The following is a 16,955-nucleotide window of genomic DNA, read 5'->3' on the forward strand; positions in this document are numbered from 1 at the left end:
GTGCGACAATTTTCTCTTCTAAGATATACAAAATAGCTAACTATTGTGATTAAAAAGTCAACAATATGCATCGTTTGGCGTTATATAATGGAGAAACATGTGGATCAAGTCCATAGCAACATTTATCTAGGGAAATATCAATAAGGCTATATTTATGGCAATTATCGGAGAGATTATAAAAAGAGCAATAAAAGTAAATGGTTTATTACAACCGGAGACAAGTCCAGCGTCTGCCCAGTTGTCTGTGTTGAAGGATTTGCTTACCAGAGCCCAACATACCGCATTTGGTCGCAAGTTTGGCTTTGCGGAGATCCTATTAGCATCAGATCCTATTCAAGCTTTTCAGGAGCGTGTACCTATTTTTGATTACGACAAGTTGTATGCAGAATGGTGGCATTATTTAGAGGAAGGATACGAAAATGTGACGTGGCCAGGCGGTCAAAAATATTTTGCGCTAAGCAGTGGAACCACCAGTAACAGTAAAGCCATTCCAGTGACTGACGATATGTTGGATTCTATTCGAAAGTCAGGCATCCAACAAGTGCTGAGTATGAAAAACTTTGATGTACCGGCAGAGTTTTTTGAAAAGAATATCATGATGTTGGGCAGTAGTACCAATTTGAAAGATTATCATGGGTTTCTATCTGGAGAAATTAGTGGCATTACGGCAGCCAATTTGCCGATGTGGTTTCGTAAGTTTTACAAACCTGGAAAGAAGATCGCGGCAAGTGATACTTGGGAGCAACGTGTAAAGCGTATCGCTAAAGCAGCGCCTAAATGGGATGTCGGTACGATTAGTGGGATCCCATCGTGGGCGGAGTTGATGTTGAAAGAAATCATTCGTTACAACAAACTGGATACGATACATGATATTTGGCCTAATTTGCAAGTTTACACCACAGGTGGCGTAGCATTTGGACCGTATCGCAAAAGCTTTGAGAAGTTGTTTGCCAAACCCGTAACATACATTGATACCTATTTAGCTTCAGAAGGATATCTAGCCACTCAAAAGAGGCCTGATACCGAGGCTATGTCTTTAATTGTGGATAACGGCATATTTTTCGAATTTGTGCCTTTCACGCCCGAAAATTTAGATGAAGATGGTCGTGTGCGTCAAGATGCGGAAGTACTCGCTCTCAAAGATGTACAAGAAGGGGAGGAATATGTACTATTGATATCTACCGTATCGGGTACGTGGCGTTATATGATCGGCGATACGATCATCATCGCAAATAAAGAATTAGGAGAAATCAGAATAAGTGGTCGTACGAAGCACTTTCTTAATGTCGTAGGGGAGCAATTATCGGTTAATCAGATGAATAATGCGATACAGCAAGTGCAGGAGAAGTTCGATTTATCAATTCACGAGTTTACGGTAGCAACAATATCTGACGAAGAGGGTAAATATGTGTCGAAATGGTATCTGGGAGCAGATAATAAAGCCGAAATAGCAGAATTGAACATTTTTCTAGATCAGCAGTTGTGCAGTGCCAATAAGAATTACAAGGTAGCGCGGAATCAATCGCTGGCAGATGTGCAAGTCCGAGTAGTGCCCGTAGCACATTTTCATGATTGGAGTGCCAATTTTAAAAAATTGGGCGGGCAGGCCAAAATACCGCGCGTCATGAAAGAAGAAGAGTTTAAAGAATTCGAAGCTCACCTTGCCAAGCTGTAGGTTCTTTAGCAAGAAAGCCGGTTATTACCGACTTTCTTGCGTTTCTTGAGCAATGCTTTCGGCGATATCGATTTCCTCCGCGAGTAAGTTTTCTTTGTCTGCCTTATTGCTTGTTTCCATTTCGTCCACTATCGTCACAATATCATCAGGTGATAAGTAAAGCCTGGCAATCTTATCTTTGTATTGTTGGGAAAGACCGCTATGGTTAAGAATAAAATCTTTTGTAGCTAAGATATAATCAGACATTCCGCGATGTACGGCAAATGTGTCGGCTACGCGCTCCGCTTTTCTGATATAGGTTTTAGAAAGCCAGTATAGCAAACCAAATCGGGCGATGCCCAATGTATTACGTTGCTCATAATCCATAATATGTCCTAGTTCATGACCGATCCAGCCAATCAATACATCCGGATCCACTTGATGCAGCGGTTCTATACTATGCTTTAATTTGAAAACCGGGCTCATTAGGATATCATATTTTCGATTTTTGCGTGACCCAAATAAGGTACTAACCTGTGGTCTGGCAGCCATAATCGAACCATTCAACGATCTCGTAAATTTAAATCGGATGTGTGTAGCCTGTAGTTCGGGATAGTGGGCGAGTGCGGCAAGCACTTCTTGCCGAATTATATTAGGAATTTCTTTATGAATGGTATATGTGTCTGTTTTGATCATATTCAGTGTGTATATGTTCTTGTAGAAGGGCAAATTCCACTCCAAAACCTGACCTTGAACAAAAACTTTTTATAAAATGGCCTGTTACTATTTATATAAAGACATTAAATCGAATAGCTTATGAATGATAATAATAAAAAACCTAAAAATGCTGAGGAGCGCGGAAAAGCCGAAAACGAAAAAGCAAATTATACCAACTTTCCACCAGAAAAAGAAGATATAGAAGGCACACAAAAAGAAGATGATCCAGATATTGAGGAAACGCAGGACGAAGATGAACTGGATGGCCCGCAAGGACCTTTGGCAGGTAATGCAGAAGGAAATGTAGATCCAGAAAAGAAAAAAGATTAGTGCATAGGTACTGCTAATACCTACAAAAAAGGTTATTTGTCTAAATAACCTTTTTTTGTAGGTTGCGAGAAGCATTGGCGACCGATAGCAAAAAGAAAGTCCGATAGAAATTTTTCTATCGGACTTTCTCTATACAGGTTAATTTGCTATTACTTCAAATTATTAATTTCCTGCTGTTCTTTAAGTTTAGCGATGTTGTTTTTATCACCAAACTCTTCAGTTTTTTGTTGGAAGGAATCTAAGATAGCCTGAATTGCTTCAGCGTTATGTGCAGTACGCTCATAGATTTCAGGGATTTTTTCCTCGATTGCCTTGTCACCGAGTTCGATGTTATCGACTTCAATCTTTCCAATCTTTTCCAAAACCGCTTGCTGACTGTGTCTTACATCCTCAAGCTCTCTGGAAATTTTTTCCATCAACTCAAACTTTTTCAACTTGTCCATAATATATTCTGTTGTTTCTTATTATAGAACAAATACAAGTTAAAAAGGTTTTACTCTACGACAACACCCATCTGACTAAATTTGTTGATTCGCTCGTTGACGAGTGTATCCGCATCTTTCGCTTTTAATGTGGCTAGATCACTTACGATTTTTGATTTTAGTTCTTCTGCCGCCGCTAGAGGATCTTGATGTGCTCCGCCAATCGGCTCTTCAATAATGCCATCAATCAAGCCATTTTGCAGCATATCTTCTGCTCTCAACTTTAGCACTTCTGCTGCTTGCTCTTTATTGTCCCAGCTTCTCCACAAAATGGACGAACACGATTCTGGTGATATTACCGAGTACCATGTATTTTGCATCATGTAAACTCGATCGCCAATACCGATGCCCAATGCGCCTCCAGAAGCACCTTCGCCGATTACGATGCAGATCACAGGTACTTTCAAAATAGACATTTCTAATAAGTTGCGTGCAATAGCTTCACCTTGACCACGCTCTTCAGCTTCTAAACCTGGATATGCTCCCATGGTATCGATCAGCGTAATAATAGGTTTGCCAAATTTTTCGGCCATCTTCATCAAGCGCAATGCTTTGCGATAACCTTCTGGATTGGCCATGCCAAAGTTGCGAAACTGACGTTCTTTGGTGTTTTTACCTTTTTGGTGGCCAATAATCATGACTGATTCACCATTGATTTTGGCAAATCCGCCCACGATTGCCTTATCGTCGCGCACTGTGCGATCTCCGTGAAGCTCGACAAAATCCGTGCTGATCATTTCTATATAATCAAATGTCTGCGGGCGGCCTGGATGGCGGGACATTTGTACCTTTTGCCATCCGGTCATATTTTGATAGACCTCAATTTTTGTTTTGGCCAATTTTTCTTCCAGCTCGCGAACGGTAGCGCTCATGTCTACCTTCGTTTTCTCGGCAACTTGATTTACTTTCTCAATCTGAGTTTGTAAATCTGCTATTGGCTTTTCAAAGTCAAATGTTGTCTCCATATTATTTTTTTACTATGCTTGGCAAAAGCTAAGATAGTGATTTTAGATTAGTAATAGATGTGGGTTATACGTTGAATCGGAAATGCATAATATCACCATCCTGCACAACATATGTTTTGCCTTCTACCGACAGTTTACCGGCCTCTTTAACGGCTGCCTCTGAACCATAATGGACAAAATCAGCAAACTTGATCACTTCTGCACGGATAAAACCTTTTTCAAAATCGGTGTGAATAACGCCTGCTGCTTGTGGCGCGGTATATCCCTTTTCGATCGTCCAAGCGCGCACTTCTTGTACACCAGCAGTAAAATAAGTTGCTAGATCCAGTAAGTCGTAAGCAGCACGGATCAATTTATTGACACCAGACTCCGTCAAACCAAGATCGTCTAAGAACATCTGACGTTCGTCGTAATCTTCTAATTGTGCAATTTCTGATTCAATTTGAGCAGATATTACCAGTACGCTAGCGTTCTCATCTTTCACCGCTTCTTTGACACGCTCTACATATGCGTTACCAGTATTCACGGCGGCTTCATCGACATTACATACGTACAAGACAGGTTTGCTGGTAAGCAACGAAAGATCTTCGACAAATTCCCAATCTTCTACTTGCAGTGGTGCAGTACGCGCTGATTTGCCAGATTCCAGATGCGTTTTAATGGCGGAAAGGATTTCGTATGTTTTTTTGGCATCTTTATCTCCACCGGTTTTTGCCATCTTTTCAACTTTTTGAATACGTTTTACTACGGTATCCAAATCTTTGAGCTGCAATTCGGTGTCAATAATTTCTTTATCGCGGATCGGGTCTACCGATCCGTCTACATGAATCACATTCCCGTCATCGAAACAACGAAGAACATGTATGATAGCGTTCGTTGTACGAATATTACCCAAAAACTGATTGCCCAGTCCTTCACCTTTGGAAGCACCTTTTACGAGACCAGCGATATCCACAATCTCAATTGTATTGGGTACTACACGTTGAGGATTTACTAATTCTGTCAATGTTTTTAACCGATCGTCAGGAACGGTGATCACGCCAACATTTGGTTCTATCGTACAAAATGGGAAATTGGCAGCTTGTGCCTTCGCATTTGATAAGCAGTTAAATAAGGTCGATTTACCTACATTCGGTAAACCCACAATTCCACACTGTAATGCCATAAATGTCCTAAAAATTTGTGCAAAGATAGTAATTTGGTAGAGATTGTTGAAAAGCGATCGTCCATTACTGATAAATAGCTGTTTATTATTATAGATCGAAGATCCTTTTTTTGTATTTTTGCATTTGAAATTATCTCATGTTTGGCCATGTTTTGTTTGCTGGTTGTTTTTTGTTGGTGTTATGATTATGCGTAGTCGGTTTTTAATTTTCAATGTCACTTTTTGGAGTACAGCACTGATATTCAATGCTTGCAATTCAACTTCTAGTAAGGCGCTTTCATCGGTTGTCTATGATCCCGTAGATACAGATTCCATCGTATTAGCTACTCCAAGCTTATTGATGGATAAGCTGGATTCGTTAAAAAAGGGATTGTTGTATTTTCCACCAGTAGATTCGATCAATAAGATCGAACCAAAGGCGGCACGTAAAATGCTGAAAGATTCTATTTTTCTCGAGTTGAAGAAAAAACCAAAACATATCTATCTAACGTTTGATGATGGTCCTTTATTAGGAAGTCAGGCTATAGATTCTATTATGACTGCTAAAGGTGTAAAAGCAAGTGTTTTCTTGATTGGTAAGCATGCCAAAATGAGTAAAATGCTTACTAAATATCTTCATCGATATTTAGATAATCCTTTGATAGAAGCTTATAATCATAGCTATACACATGCCAATCATCGATATCAAACGTTTTATGCGGATGCCAATACCGCTTTTATGGATTTTATAAAAGCGCAGGAAGAGTTAGAGCTTAAACATAAAGTTGCGCGCCTGCCAGGACGAAATATTTGGATGTTTGACGACGTTAAACGATTGGATGGTCGAAACGGTGGTACTACTGCCGAAATGCTTCATGAAGAAGGTTTCAGTGTATTTGGGTGGGATGTAGAATGGCGGCTGAATGGCAAAACAGGTGATTCGGAGCAAACTGTTGAGTTGACCTACAATGCGATGAAAAAATTCTTGGATAAGAACATGAGTTTGTACCCGAATAACGTGGTTTTGCTTATGCATGATGATATGTTTCAGCTACCCAAAGCGCAGATGCAGCTAGGAGCACTAATCGACAGCCTGAAGCAGCATCCGGATTACAACTTTGAGTTCATGTCCGATTATCCGAAGAAATATTAGTATTGCTCCCAAAAATACAGCATGCTAATTCTGCTGAAGTTATTTGTCTAGTGAAGCTGTAATTTTGTTTCGTGCTTCGATCGTAGACGATTAAAAGTTGTGGTGGACAATACTGCCACGCTCATAATCTTTAGTGACCGTTACTGCGCGTGGCATACGCTCTTTTAGCTCTTCTACGTGTGATATAATACCTACCACTCGGTTTTCCTGATGTAGATATTGCAACGTGTCAAATACGGTATTAATACTTTCGTGGTCTTGTGTGCCAAATCCCTCATCAATAAAAAAGAAGTTTTTGTCCGATCGGTTGAGCGACTGAATATTTTCGGCCAATGCCAGTGCCAGACAGAGCGATGCTTGGAAACTCTGTCCGCCGGATAGTGTTTTGACAGATCTACGGCGGCCATCGTTGAGATTATCAACTACCTCGAAGTCATTCGTGTCACTTACACTCAGGCTCAATTGATTCTTAGTTAATCGGTGAAAGCGATGGTTCGCAATTTCACACAATCGCTGCATATGTATCGTAGAGATGTAGTTGACAAAGCCATTGCCTCTAAATAAGTTGTCCATGATTTTGAGGTGATCGGCGCGTTTGCTGAGTGATTCAAACTGTTCATTCAACTTTTCTTTTTTGGCAAATTCGACAGTAAGATGCCCAAGTTCACGCTCCAATCCGCCTAGTTGCGCTAGCTCGCGATCATAAGCCGAATGCTGCTCCTTATAGCGATCCCGAATTTCGATAAATTTTTCTTCCGAATAGTTGTCATCTCGCGTCCTGATCATAAGGTGATCTACTTGTCGCTCTAGAACCTGTTGTTGAATGTCGAATTCTTGAATTTCGCTTCGCAATTGTGTGACAGGAAGATCCTTACTTAAGATGTGTTGTACTTGCACCAGATCTTCATATTCATTTTCGGCTAGTAATTGTGCAATCTCCGCTCGGCTGGCGGCTAATGTTTCGCGCAAGATGCCAAATTGTTCTTTAGAGAGTTGGTATTGTCCAGCCACATCAGCAAAAGCATTTTTCTTTTGATTGATCCGCTGGGTGAGCATTTCGTAATCCTCCACAGTACGGGCGATGTTGAGATCAGTTTGCTGTTTAAGGCTGACGAGGTCTGATTCGCTGTAGCTTTTATACAATGCCTCGTCCAGCGTGTGCAGTTGATCGGTGTATTGTGCAATCATTTTTTTGGCGATAGCAATCTGCTCAATGATACTTTGTAATCGCTTTTCAAATCGTGCTAATTCGTCAGCTTTTTGAGTAGCTGCGGTGCGCAGTTGTTTTATTTCCGACTCCAATTGTTGGATAGCTGCCTCGGTCTTTTTGTTTTTGAGTTTCTGCTCGCCAAATAGCGATTTATCCTCTGGAGAATAGAGATCCCACCGAAATGTGTTTTTATGCGTGACCATTTGAGTATGTAGCCCATGCAGATCGCGCTGTGTTTTTTCTAAACTTTCTCTTTTATTAACTGCTGTATTAGCTAATCGAGCCAATTCAGTAGCGAGCTGTTGCAATTCATCTTGCTGTTTTTTGTGTGTAGCTTTCTGTACGAGTATCTGCTGTAGTTCTTGGTTTGCTTGTTCGCCCGACATCGGCTCCGGATGCTCTAATGCGCCGCATAATGGACAAGGTTCTCCATCTTGCAAGCGATGTGCAAAATCTCCTAATCGCACCTGTACTTGCAAGTGCGTCTCTTGCTCCTGTAACTTTGTGGCAGCATCCTGCAATGATTTTTCTTTTGTGTTTACTTCCTGTTGCCAAGCGGCCAGGGTATAGTTTTTCTGTGCAAAGGTTGTGGAGATGCTTTCGATTTCTTCGTTTAATTGCTTCTTATACAGATCGGCCGCTTCGATTTGACTGTCGATATTGTCTTTTTTCAAGTACCATGCTTCTATTTCTAACAGTTCTGACGCTTCAAATCGATTAGATTTGAGGTGGTCTAACTTTTGTTCGGCATCCACCAACAGTTGATTCGTGTGAGTAAGTTCTTGTTGTGATTTCTCGACAAACGGCTCGCCTTTTTTTAAATTAGCTTGCTCTTGCAGCAAAGTAGTTTCGTTTTTGCGGATATGAATCAGCGTTTGCAGATCCATTTGTTCTTGGCGCATCCGTTCGATCTGTCGATAATTAATTTCTACCACACGAAGATTTTCTTGCAATACGTCGATCTCTTCAGATAATAGTTTTCGCTGTCCATGCAGCTGCTCTACGCGTAGGCCAACAGCTTCTTTCTCTCGCTCGATACGATGTCTAGTAGCGATTGGTTCGCGAAACAGCTGTGTAGTCTGCTCATAGATGCGCACTTCGTGTCGCAATTGATCCATCTTTTCTTTCTGCTGCAATAGCGTTGCCAGATCATTTTTCTTACTGTTAAGTTCTTGGTGTCGTTCTGCGGCTTCCTTCAGGATTTGAACCTGAGTTTGTAGTAGATCTAATGCCGTCTTGGCCTTAGTTAGTACTTCTCGTTTGCTGTTCAATTCGAGCTCCTTTTCGGTCAGAATAGCTGCGGAGATACCTTCATATCCCGATAACGCACCTTTCAGATTTTCTAATCTTTGGTTGTTAGCGCTTTGTAGAACCGAGACTTTTGGTCCCAGGTCGTAGCGATTGAGTTGAAAGATCTCTTTCAACATCTCTGAGCGCTCTTTTCCTTTTAGTTCTAGAAATTCTTTGAATTGCCCTTGGGGAATGATAATCGTACGGCGGAAGTTGGGGTAGGACAGGTTAGTGACTAAAGAGCCGTCGGCAGATTCGAGTGGCATCCACCGATCCTGTTCGTACACATACGCACTGCGCTCGATAGTGCTCGTATCTTCAAATTTGTTAGGTCGACGTCGCCATTGCGCGGTGAATCTATACTTTTTACCTTCAAAATTTAGGAAATCGAACACAATTTTGGCTTGTGACGATTGGAGGTTCAGCATGTTGTAGCCGCGCTTATCTGTTTTATTCAATCGTTCGGTATCGCCGTACAAAGCGAGGCTGATGGCTTCAAGGATCGATGATTTTCCTGATCCAACGCTTCCAAAAATACCAAAAAGGCCACCTTCGGTAAGCGTAGTAAAGTCTATCTCTTGCTTTTGTTTGTACGAATAAAATCCTTCGATACTTAAATATATAGGTAACATGTAAGCGATTTTGAGGGTTATGATTCCGTCTGTTGCGTGTCTATCTCGCCATTGATCTCTTCGAATAAGGAAAGTAGCTCTTCGTTGGGCTGCTGACCATATCTGCTATGAAAATAGTCGACAAAAAGTGATTTGACATCTTTCTCTAAGTCGGCTACTGGTTGTGCTGTTTCTGTGGCACTGCCTTGCTGCTGTACGATCGGTATGATATGGATGATACCGTCGTGCGCTTCTTGTAGCCTTTTTAATGCTGCCGAAGTCATAAACGTATCGCTAACCATCGTCAATTCCACCAAAGTGTTGGGATTGTTCTGAAGCCATTGGACTGCGAGGTCAATATCATCAAATCGCTTGCGCGCGAGCGACCTTCCGCCATGTAAGCGATGGGTGGTGTATACAACGGATTGATTTGGCGCAAGATCGACGATGATAACGTTTTTTTCTTGTCCTGCTTCGGCAAATGAATAAGCGAGTGGACTGCCAGCATATACAATAGGAGAGGAAGCCGTGCCGAGTTGATGATGGCGATGCAGATGTCCTAGTGCAGTATATTGTATAGAAGAAGGAATCGCGTCGGTATAGATCAAGTCGGCATTTCCGATCTTCAAAGGTTTCTCGCCTTCTGGTTCTTCCAGCATTTCGCCACCACGTTTCATCATATATAAGTGCGTCACCAATAGATTGGCACCATACGTATCACAGTAGGTTTCGGCGAGATGTTGCCAATGTGTCGATAGTATCTCGTGTAGTTTGGCTTCGCGATCATCATCATCACCCAGATAGTGTTTGAGCCGAAGCTCATTTGCATACGGCGTTGTTAGAATGCGGATTGGATAATTATAGCGTGGCAGTAGTAATTCTATAAAACCTTTGTCGGTCTTTGTTATGCTAAAACCTGTCGTTGCTGCTGATGCGCTAAGTTGCGCATTGGGATAACCGACGAAGAGGATTCCACAGGCGCGAGCCAGCGGATCCGGTGCATCGATTCGATCCGCAGAATCATGATTACCAGCAATGGCAATGACGGGGCGTTTACCATGATTCGTCAACCGTTTCAATGTGCTATATAACAACTCGATTGCTTCTACTGGCGGACTAAACGTGTCAAACAAGTCGCCCGCAACCACCAACACATCTACATCCTCTTGATCTGCTATTTCGCAGATCTCGTTCAGAACATCTTGCTGTTCTTGTATTCGGGAAAAGAAATCTAATCGTTTGCCTAAATGCCAATCTGCTGTATGTAATATGCGCATGTTTAAAGCTTCTTTCCGTGTAAGAGGTTAAAATTACTCAATTTATTTTTGTAGAACTATTTTTGCTATCTTCGAAATCGTTATTATTCTTTAACAGACACTATTTATGCGTTTTATCTATTTGTTGGTGTTGTATTGTGTCACCATCACTATAGCTCATGCCCAGCTCAAGGCTGTGCATAAAAAAGGTGACTATTCGTATTGGGTCAATACACCTTCGGATGCGCCTACGAAATCCGATAAACTGCCCATTCTGGTGTTTTTGCATGGTCGGAGCTTGTCAGGATCCGATATCAATCGGGTTAAGCGCTATGGAGTATTGCGAGCGATGGAGAAAGGACGTTCTATCGATGCGATTGTGGTAGCGCCACAAACTTCGAACGGATGGAATGCAGATAAGGTGATGCATATGGTTGATGAAGTACTGGAGAATTATGGTGGCGATCGCAATAGAATTTACGTTTGTGGAATGAGTATGGGAGCTTATGGCACAATGGATGTGGCCGGAAAATATCCGGATAGAATAGCTGCTGCGGTTGCGATCTGTGGTGGCGGAACGTTAAGCTTGGCGTGCGGCCTTACGCAAGTGCCTTTGTGGATTCAGCACGGTAATAGTGATCGTATTGTGCCACTTTCAGAATCGCAGAAAATATATAAAGCCATAAAAAAATGTAATCCCGAAGCGGATGCTACACTTACAGTAGTGCCTGGTGGTACGCATGGTAGCGTAGAAAATATCTTTCATCAGGATGCGATCTACGATTGGATGTTTGGCTACACCTTGTAAGGCATTTTGCCAATTAGGTTATTTCCGGATTTTCCAGTAGATCGGTTACGCAACCCAATACTTCGTGTTCGCTAGCGCCATTTTCGAGCATGCTAAAAGCGATGTATGCTGCATATATTTCACTGTTAAAAACTTCGTGCTTATCGGCAAGTACTTTATCTAAGGCATCTTCGCGCACTTTGATGCCAATATGCTCAAGCTCGTTGTGTAAGTTGGTCGATATACTGCTGTGATCCTCACCACAAGCAAATCCTAATATGATATGTAGCACCAATTTATCATAGACCTCGGGATCTATCCCGCTCAATTTATTGACATACATTGTGTTGTCAAATCTCCTCTTAGCGCTGCATACAATCTTGTCCCAGATCAGGAACTCTGTTTTTGTCTGCATAATGATAGGTTTATATTACTGTAAATTTAGTAAAATATTCCAAATCAGCACTATAATGCTATTTTTTACCCTTCTTCATTTTCCAATTGATTTTTATATGATTTTAGATTATTCATGATTTCTTCTGGTAGCTCAGGATATTTCATGTCTTTTAATACGGTAAGTGTTTCTAGTAAAATTTTGGCCACGATATATCGAGCAACCCATTTGTTATCTGCTGGAATGATATACCAAGGCGCACTTTTCGTACTTGTATTTTGGATGGCTTCTTCGTAATACCGCATATATTCATCCCATTTCTTACGTTCTGAAAGATCACTTGGTGAGAATTTCCAGTTTTTATCTTCATTATTCAATCTTCTTAAGATGCGGTTTTTCTGCTCATCCTTACTGATATGCAGAAAGTATTTTAAGATAATTGTACCGTTTTGTGCTAAATGTTGCTCGAAATTATTGATCTGTTCGTATCGCTTGATCCAGAAATCTGAAGGTAAATTATCTGTATCAACCACATCGGGTAGGTGTTCTTCTGCCAAATTGTGCGGATGTACTCGCGAAACCAATACATTTTCGTAATGAGTACGATTGAAGACTCCAAATTTACCTCTTTCTGGCAAGGCAATATAGTGCCGCCACAAATAATCATGCTGATATTCTTTAGCGGTAGGCACTTTAAAGCTATGTACGGTAACACCTCGCGCATTAAATTTTTCGAAAACTCGACGTATTAATGAATCTTTCCCGGAGGTGTCCATTCCTTGTATGCATATCAATACACTGTACCTGTCGTGAGCATACATGATGTCTTGTAGATGAGCTAGTTCCTTGCGGATTTTCTTTAGGAGCGATTTTGCTTCTTTCTTTTTTATTTTAGGATTTACAATTGTGGCCGCTTTTGCAATTGAAAAATCTTGGGTTGCTTGGTATACATCACGATATTGCTCCATGATTTGTTGATTTGGTTTTTTACTTTGTAGTTAACAATTAGTTTACTCAATAGTTTGAAATATGCTCGTTAATGGCAATAGGTCAGCTATTTTGGGCACTAAGTATTATCATCAATTAGGGTGATAATGGTTGTTATCATTGATTTTAATGATAAATCAAAATATCATTAATATTAGTGATATTTATGGTTTTCTTTTTCTTATATTTGATGCTGATAGAGAATGACTATGAAACATACGATATTAACGGGAGATATTGTCAACTCACGAATGGTCGACGGAAAGCTGTGGAGAGCACAATTGCATGCGGTACTATCTAACTATGCTGAAAACTATGATATTTATCGAGGTGATAGTTTTCAGGCCATTTTGTCATTGGAAAAATCCATCATATGTACGATAGTCCTGATGGCAAAATTGCAAACGATAGATGGCGTACGAGTGCGTGTAGGAGTGGGGATTGGCGAAGTAGATGCAACGGCAAATACCGTAAAAGAATCTACTGGTGAAGCTTATATTCGATCTGGTGAAGCGTTCGACGATCTGCGTCGTGATCTATTTAAAATGAATAGTCCTTGGCCGGAGATGGATAGGACGATTAATATTATGATGGGATTGTGCACGGAAATAATGAGCCGCTGGACAGTTAATATGGCTGAATCATTTGCGGCTGCGATAGAAAATCCCGAAAAAAGCCAAGTGGAACTCGCAAAATTGTTAAAACGAAAGCATCAAAGCCAATTGAGCACCGAGCTAACAAAGGCAGGATTTAACAAAATACACGAAAGCGTTAATTATTGTACACAACAAATCATGAAGCAATGCTAAGCATCTTACTCCAATTTCTCCTCGCTCATGTGTTGGGAGATTTCGTACTGCAACCCAAATCGCTGGTGGAAAAAAGGAAAGTGCACATTCAGTATTTGTTGTTGCACGTGGCTATACATACCATAGCTTTACTGCTTGTTTTCGCACAAACATTGACCATACACTGGCAGGGTATTCTATTTATCGTGGCAACTCATCTGGCGATTGATAGTTTGAAGATATGGTATGAACAGAAGTGGCCCACGAAGCCTTTTAGAGCGTTTGTAATTGATCAATTGTTGCATTTGCTAATGATCGGTGTAGTGATGATTTTTTATTATCCTGCATATTTCCAGCAAGTTGAGCTATGGTCGCCTACAAACCTATTGTATTTACTGACATTGCTTGTGCTACTATTTGTCACGCCAATTATTATGCGTGTCTTCTTCAGTAGGTGGGATCAGGAACAGGCTTTTATAGGGAAGAAGATGGAAACTTTGCTGGACGCTGGATTACTAATCGGGATTTTAGAGCGCCTAATGATTGTCATTTTTGTTCAACTGAATTTTCTGTCAGGCATTGGTTTCTTGCTTGCAGCAAAATCCATATTTCGCTTTGGCGATTTAACTAATGCTAAAAACACCAAATTTACAGAGTATATCTTGCTAGGGACCTTTTTAAGTTTTGGGATTGCGATATTGCTTGGTGTCCTGCTTAAGTTTACGAGAGCGGCATTGGTGTGACAGGAATAGCTTGTTGTATAGCATTAGATGTCGATAAGCGACTAACATATAAATAGTTGGTCTGTTTTTTGTATATTTCATCATGTAAATGTCAAAAACAGAATCATATGCGCATATTCATCTTATTCATCCTATCGATACAGGCGTATTTGTGCTATGCACAAAAAGTTGATTTAAATGGTGTGAGAGAAAACTTTAACCAAGGTGTCAAAAACAGAGATCTTTGCGAAAAGTACCACACACATTTGCAGGAAGCTGCTAAGACACCCGTAGAAAAAGGTTACAAAGCCGCTTTTCACATGTTTATGGCGAAGCATACAGCCAATCCTATCAAGAAAATGAGCTATTTCAAGGATGCTAAAAAGATGCTTGAAGATGTAATTAAAGCAAATCCAAATGAAGTAGAATTGCGCTTTATCCGATTATGTATTCAATATTATTCTCCAAAATATCTCGGTTATCATAGTGAGGTGGAAAATGATAAAAAATTTGTGATGAATAATTTGCATAAACTCTCGGATAAGCAAGCCAAACAATTGATATACGATTATCTTGATGGTGCTAATATGTATACAGATAGGGAGTTGGCTTTGTTGGGGCGATAAGAAAAGATCATTACTCAACCCCATGTGTGCAGCGACTACTCAGCTATCGGCGCTCAGCACAATTAAAATTGATGTTGAGAGGTGCCTTTTTTGTGAAATTCAACGATTAATTAGTTTGTTATTATAAATCAGAAGTTTTATCTTTGCCGATCAATAAATACAATTAACAAATTAATTAAATAACAATGTACGCAATAGTAAATATAGCAGGACAGCAATTCAAGGTTGCAAAAGACCAATATCTTTTCGTGCACCGTTTGCAGGGAGATGAAGGCGCTAGTATTGAATTTGACAACATATTGTTAGCAGAAGACGGTGGTAAATTCACTGTAGGTACACCTAGTATTTCAGGTGCGAAAGTTTCAGCTACGATTTTGTCTCATTTGAAAGGTGATAAAGTAATCGTTTTCAAGAAAAAACGTCGTAAAGGCTACAAAAAGAAAAACGGTCACCGTCAAAGTTTTACAAAAATCCAGATCACTGGTATTAGTTTGTAAGAAGAAGGGTCGTAAAGACTTAGATATTAATTGAATTTTTAATCTGACTTAACGTCATAAATTAAGATATAAGAAATGGCACACAAAAAAGGTGCAGGTAGTTCTAAGAACGGCCGTGAGTCACACAGTAAGAGACTAGGTATTAAAATTTTTGGTGGTCAACAAGCGATTGCTGGTAACATCATCGTTCGTCAGCGTGGTACAAAACACAATCCTGATGCTAACGTAGGTATCGGTAAAGACCACACATTGTATGCTTTAACTGCTGGAACAGTCGTTTTCCGCAAAAAAGCAAACGATAAATCATACGTTTCTGTAGTTCCTGCTGAGCAGAACTAAGGATACCTTAATTCATTAAAAAAGCCTCTTAACATATTGTTTAGAGGCTTTTTTCTTTTTAGATACCTACTCTGCTACCTGATGCATTCGTAGGATTCTGTAAGTCGCTACTCGGTCGAAGCGATTAATTTTTATATAGTATTATCGTATAATTCGTTTGATCTTGTTCGATCGTTTGATTAGCTTATGTAATGATTCATAATCTTCGCCTTCTAAATGGGCGTAGATCTGTTGTAATTGCTTAATATGCTCTTCCAATACTTCTAGCACGTTATCTCTGTTTTGCTTTAAGATAGGAGTCCACATATCTGGCGACGATTTGGCCAGCCGTACTGTCGATTCAAATCCAGAGCCAGCCAGTTCAAAAATCCTGCCCTGCGATTTTTCTTTTTGGAGCACCGTCAATGCTAATGCAAAGGATGTAATATGCGAAATATGAGATACGTAGGCTGTATGCATATCGTGCTCTTCGGCATTCATAAATACCGAACGCATCTCCAATTGTTCGCTGATTGCATCCGCGATATCAAACGCATCTTCATCGGTTTTAAATGCTTCTACATAAACCATTACTTTACTTTTAAACAAATCTGGAATAGCGGCTTCGGGTCCCGAATATTCTGTTCCGGCCATCGGATGTGCTGCAATATAACGACCACGCTTAGGATGTTTTTCGATATGTTGTAGGATATTGATTTTTGTGGATCCCATGTCAATTACGACTTGCTGTTCTACTCTGTCCAAGATATATGGAGCAAGCTGCATAATCGCATCAACAGGCACTGTCAAAATGATCACCTTGCATGTTTCAATGGCGGTGTCTAAGTCAATTATCTCATCTATTAATCCAAGTTGAAGCGCTTTTTTTTGATTGCTTTCGCTTTTATCCACTCCATAAATACGCGTAGCGAAATGAGTTTCACGAAGTCGCAAAGCAATAGATCCGCCAATAAGCCCAACGCCTACAATAGCTATATTCATATTATTTTTCATAGTGATGATC

The 16,955-nt window shown here is 40.4% G+C and carries 18 protein-coding genes; 9 read left to right on the plus strand and 9 right to left on the minus strand.

Annotated features, from left to right (window positions below; genetic code table 11):
* Nucleotides 1-154 precede the first annotated feature (154 nt).
* Complete coding sequence (locus A0125_RS01855; protein ID WP_066751314.1) at nucleotides 155-1,675, plus strand: GH3 family domain-containing protein; 1,521 nt, start codon at nucleotides 155-157, stop codon at nucleotides 1,673-1,675.
* Between the two features lie 24 nt (nucleotides 1,676-1,699).
* On the opposite strand, the gene A0125_RS01860 is transcribed toward A0125_RS01855, so the two are convergent.
* On the minus strand, nucleotides 1,700-2,350 hold the full coding sequence (locus tag A0125_RS01860; RefSeq protein WP_197464726.1) for a hypothetical protein: 651 nt from the start codon (nucleotides 2,348-2,350) through the stop codon (nucleotides 1,700-1,702).
* Between the two features lie 120 nt (nucleotides 2,351-2,470).
* On the opposite strand from A0125_RS01860, the gene A0125_RS01865 reads away from it, so the two are divergent.
* On the plus strand, nucleotides 2,471-2,701 hold the full coding sequence (locus A0125_RS01865; RefSeq protein WP_066751316.1) for a hypothetical protein: 231 nt from the start codon (nucleotides 2,471-2,473) through the stop codon (nucleotides 2,699-2,701).
* 149 nt (nucleotides 2,702-2,850) lie between these two features.
* Here the strand turns inward: A0125_RS01865 and A0125_RS01870 are convergent, their stop codons facing one another.
* From A0125_RS01870 to ychF, 3 genes are all read right to left on the minus strand, one after another.
* Nucleotides 2,851-3,144, minus strand: a complete 294-nt coding sequence (locus tag A0125_RS01870; RefSeq protein ID WP_066751318.1) for a hypothetical protein — start codon at nucleotides 3,142-3,144, stop codon at nucleotides 2,851-2,853.
* A 50-nt stretch (nucleotides 3,145-3,194) separates the two neighbouring features.
* The gene (locus tag A0125_RS01875) at nucleotides 3,195-4,148 is read right to left on the minus strand and encodes an acetyl-CoA carboxylase carboxyltransferase subunit alpha (protein WP_066751321.1); all 954 of its coding nucleotides are present in this window, start codon (nucleotides 4,146-4,148) and stop codon (nucleotides 3,195-3,197) included.
* Between the two features lie 64 nt (nucleotides 4,149-4,212).
* Nucleotides 4,213-5,313 carry a redox-regulated ATPase YchF gene (gene ychF / locus A0125_RS01880; protein WP_066751324.1) on the minus strand — a complete coding sequence of 367 codons (1,101 nt, stop codon included), beginning with the start codon at nucleotides 5,311-5,313 and terminating at the stop codon, nucleotides 4,213-4,215.
* 340 nt (nucleotides 5,314-5,653) lie between these two features.
* On the opposite strand from ychF, the gene A0125_RS01885 reads away from it, so the two are divergent.
* On the plus strand, nucleotides 5,654-6,445 hold the full coding sequence (locus A0125_RS01885; RefSeq protein ID WP_197464727.1) for a polysaccharide deacetylase family protein: 792 nt from the start codon (nucleotides 5,654-5,656) through the stop codon (nucleotides 6,443-6,445).
* 90 nt (nucleotides 6,446-6,535) lie between these two features.
* Here A0125_RS01885 and A0125_RS01890 read toward each other — a convergent pair whose 3' ends face one another.
* The gene (locus A0125_RS01890; protein WP_066751330.1) at nucleotides 6,536-9,577 is read right to left on the minus strand and encodes an AAA family ATPase; all 3,042 of its coding nucleotides are present in this window, start codon (nucleotides 9,575-9,577) and stop codon (nucleotides 6,536-6,538) included.
* Nucleotides 9,578-9,594: 17 nt separating this feature from the next.
* A complete protein-coding gene (locus A0125_RS01895) occupies nucleotides 9,595-10,833 on the minus strand; it encodes a metallophosphoesterase family protein (RefSeq protein ID WP_066751342.1) in 1,239 nt (412 codons plus the stop codon).
* Between the two features lie 106 nt (nucleotides 10,834-10,939).
* On the opposite strand from A0125_RS01895, the gene A0125_RS01900 reads away from it, so the two are divergent.
* A complete protein-coding gene (locus A0125_RS01900) occupies nucleotides 10,940-11,620 on the plus strand; it encodes a carboxylesterase family protein (RefSeq protein ID WP_066751345.1) in 681 nt (226 codons plus the stop codon).
* 13 nt (nucleotides 11,621-11,633) lie between these two features.
* Here A0125_RS01900 and A0125_RS01905 read toward each other — a convergent pair whose 3' ends face one another.
* Nucleotides 11,634-12,014 (minus strand): hypothetical protein, encoded by a 381-nt coding sequence (locus A0125_RS01905; RefSeq protein WP_156472378.1) that lies wholly within the window; start codon nucleotides 12,012-12,014, stop codon nucleotides 11,634-11,636.
* A 65-nt stretch (nucleotides 12,015-12,079) separates the two neighbouring features.
* Complete coding sequence (locus A0125_RS01910; protein ID WP_066751351.1) at nucleotides 12,080-12,961, minus strand: PPK2 family polyphosphate kinase; 882 nt, start codon at nucleotides 12,959-12,961, stop codon at nucleotides 12,080-12,082.
* 228 nt (nucleotides 12,962-13,189) lie between these two features.
* Here A0125_RS01910 and A0125_RS01915 point away from each other — a divergent pair, with 228 nt between their 5' ends.
* The 5 genes from A0125_RS01915 to rpmA all read left to right on the plus strand — a co-directional run bounded on the left by A0125_RS01915 (nucleotide 13,190) and on the right by rpmA (nucleotide 15,952).
* On the plus strand, nucleotides 13,190-13,789 hold the full coding sequence (locus tag A0125_RS01915) for a SatD family protein (RefSeq protein ID WP_066751354.1): 600 nt from the start codon (nucleotides 13,190-13,192) through the stop codon (nucleotides 13,787-13,789).
* Nucleotides 13,783-14,511 carry a DUF3307 domain-containing protein gene (locus A0125_RS01920; RefSeq protein WP_066751357.1) on the plus strand — a complete coding sequence of 243 codons (729 nt, stop codon included), beginning with the start codon at nucleotides 13,783-13,785 and terminating at the stop codon, nucleotides 14,509-14,511. The genes A0125_RS01915 and A0125_RS01920 overlap by 7 nt, the downstream gene beginning before the upstream one ends.
* Before the next feature lie 107 nt (nucleotides 14,512-14,618).
* A complete protein-coding gene (locus A0125_RS01925) occupies nucleotides 14,619-15,116 on the plus strand; it encodes a hypothetical protein (RefSeq protein ID WP_066751360.1) in 498 nt (165 codons plus the stop codon).
* 185 nt (nucleotides 15,117-15,301) lie between these two features.
* The gene (gene rplU / locus A0125_RS01930) at nucleotides 15,302-15,613 is read left to right on the plus strand and encodes a 50S ribosomal protein L21 (protein WP_066751363.1); all 312 of its coding nucleotides are present in this window, start codon (nucleotides 15,302-15,304) and stop codon (nucleotides 15,611-15,613) included.
* Between the two features lie 75 nt (nucleotides 15,614-15,688).
* Nucleotides 15,689-15,952 (plus strand): 50S ribosomal protein L27, encoded by a 264-nt coding sequence (rpmA, locus tag A0125_RS01935; protein ID WP_066751365.1) that lies wholly within the window; start codon nucleotides 15,689-15,691, stop codon nucleotides 15,950-15,952.
* A gap of 141 nt (nucleotides 15,953-16,093) precedes the next feature.
* Here the strand turns inward: rpmA and A0125_RS01940 are convergent, their stop codons facing one another.
* Complete coding sequence (locus A0125_RS01940) at nucleotides 16,094-16,945, minus strand: prephenate dehydrogenase (protein ID WP_231863081.1); 852 nt, start codon at nucleotides 16,943-16,945, stop codon at nucleotides 16,094-16,096.
* Between the last annotated feature and the right edge of the window lie 10 nt (nucleotides 16,946-16,955).

It is taken from the genome of Sphingobacterium populi, assembly GCF_001586775.1.
Classification (GTDB): domain Bacteria; phylum Bacteroidota; class Bacteroidia; order Sphingobacteriales; family Sphingobacteriaceae; genus Sphingobacterium; species Sphingobacterium populi.

What these genes read in the sequence shown, in the direction of transcription:
- A0125_RS01920 (WP_066751357.1), top strand. Translation starts at nt 13,783, where the DNA reads ATGCTAAGCATCTTACTCCAATTTCTCCTCGCTCATGTGTTGGGAGAT.
- ychF (WP_066751324.1), bottom strand. Translation starts at nt 5,313, where the DNA reads ATGGCATTACAGTGTGGAATTGTGGGTTTACCGAATGTAGGTAAATCG.
- A0125_RS01870 (WP_066751318.1), bottom strand. Translation starts at nt 3,144, where the DNA reads ATGGACAAGTTGAAAAAGTTTGAGTTGATGGAAAAAATTTCCAGAGAG.
- A0125_RS01875 (WP_066751321.1), bottom strand. Translation starts at nt 4,148, where the DNA reads ATGGAGACAACATTTGACTTTGAAAAGCCAATAGCAGATTTACAAACT.
- rplU (WP_066751363.1), top strand. Translation starts at nt 15,302, where the DNA reads ATGTACGCAATAGTAAATATAGCAGGACAGCAATTCAAGGTTGCAAAA.
- A0125_RS01885 (WP_197464727.1), top strand. Translation starts at nt 5,654, where the DNA reads ATGGATAAGCTGGATTCGTTAAAAAAGGGATTGTTGTATTTTCCACCA.
- A0125_RS01855 (WP_066751314.1), top strand. Translation starts at nt 155, where the DNA reads ATGGCAATTATCGGAGAGATTATAAAAAGAGCAATAAAAGTAAATGGT.
- A0125_RS01865 (WP_066751316.1), top strand. Translation starts at nt 2,471, where the DNA reads ATGAATGATAATAATAAAAAACCTAAAAATGCTGAGGAGCGCGGAAAA.
- A0125_RS01910 (WP_066751351.1), bottom strand. Translation starts at nt 12,961, where the DNA reads ATGGAGCAATATCGTGATGTATACCAAGCAACCCAAGATTTTTCAATT.
- A0125_RS01895 (WP_066751342.1), bottom strand. Translation starts at nt 10,833, where the DNA reads ATGCGCATATTACATACAGCAGATTGGCATTTAGGCAAACGATTAGAT.
- A0125_RS01900 (WP_066751345.1), top strand. Translation starts at nt 10,940, where the DNA reads ATGCGTTTTATCTATTTGTTGGTGTTGTATTGTGTCACCATCACTATA.
- A0125_RS01905 (WP_156472378.1), bottom strand. Translation starts at nt 12,014, where the DNA reads ATGCAGACAAAAACAGAGTTCCTGATCTGGGACAAGATTGTATGCAGC.
- A0125_RS01940 (WP_231863081.1), bottom strand. Translation starts at nt 16,945, where the DNA reads ATGAAAAATAATATGAATATAGCTATTGTAGGCGTTGGGCTTATTGGC.
- A0125_RS01915 (WP_066751354.1), top strand. Translation starts at nt 13,190, where the DNA reads ATGAAACATACGATATTAACGGGAGATATTGTCAACTCACGAATGGTC.
- A0125_RS01925 (WP_066751360.1), top strand. Translation starts at nt 14,619, where the DNA reads ATGCGCATATTCATCTTATTCATCCTATCGATACAGGCGTATTTGTGC.
- A0125_RS01890 (WP_066751330.1), bottom strand. Translation starts at nt 9,577, where the DNA reads ATGTTACCTATATATTTAAGTATCGAAGGATTTTATTCGTACAAACAA.
- rpmA (WP_066751365.1), top strand. Translation starts at nt 15,689, where the DNA reads ATGGCACACAAAAAAGGTGCAGGTAGTTCTAAGAACGGCCGTGAGTCA.
- A0125_RS01860 (WP_197464726.1), bottom strand. Translation starts at nt 2,350, where the DNA reads ATGATCAAAACAGACACATATACCATTCATAAAGAAATTCCTAATATA.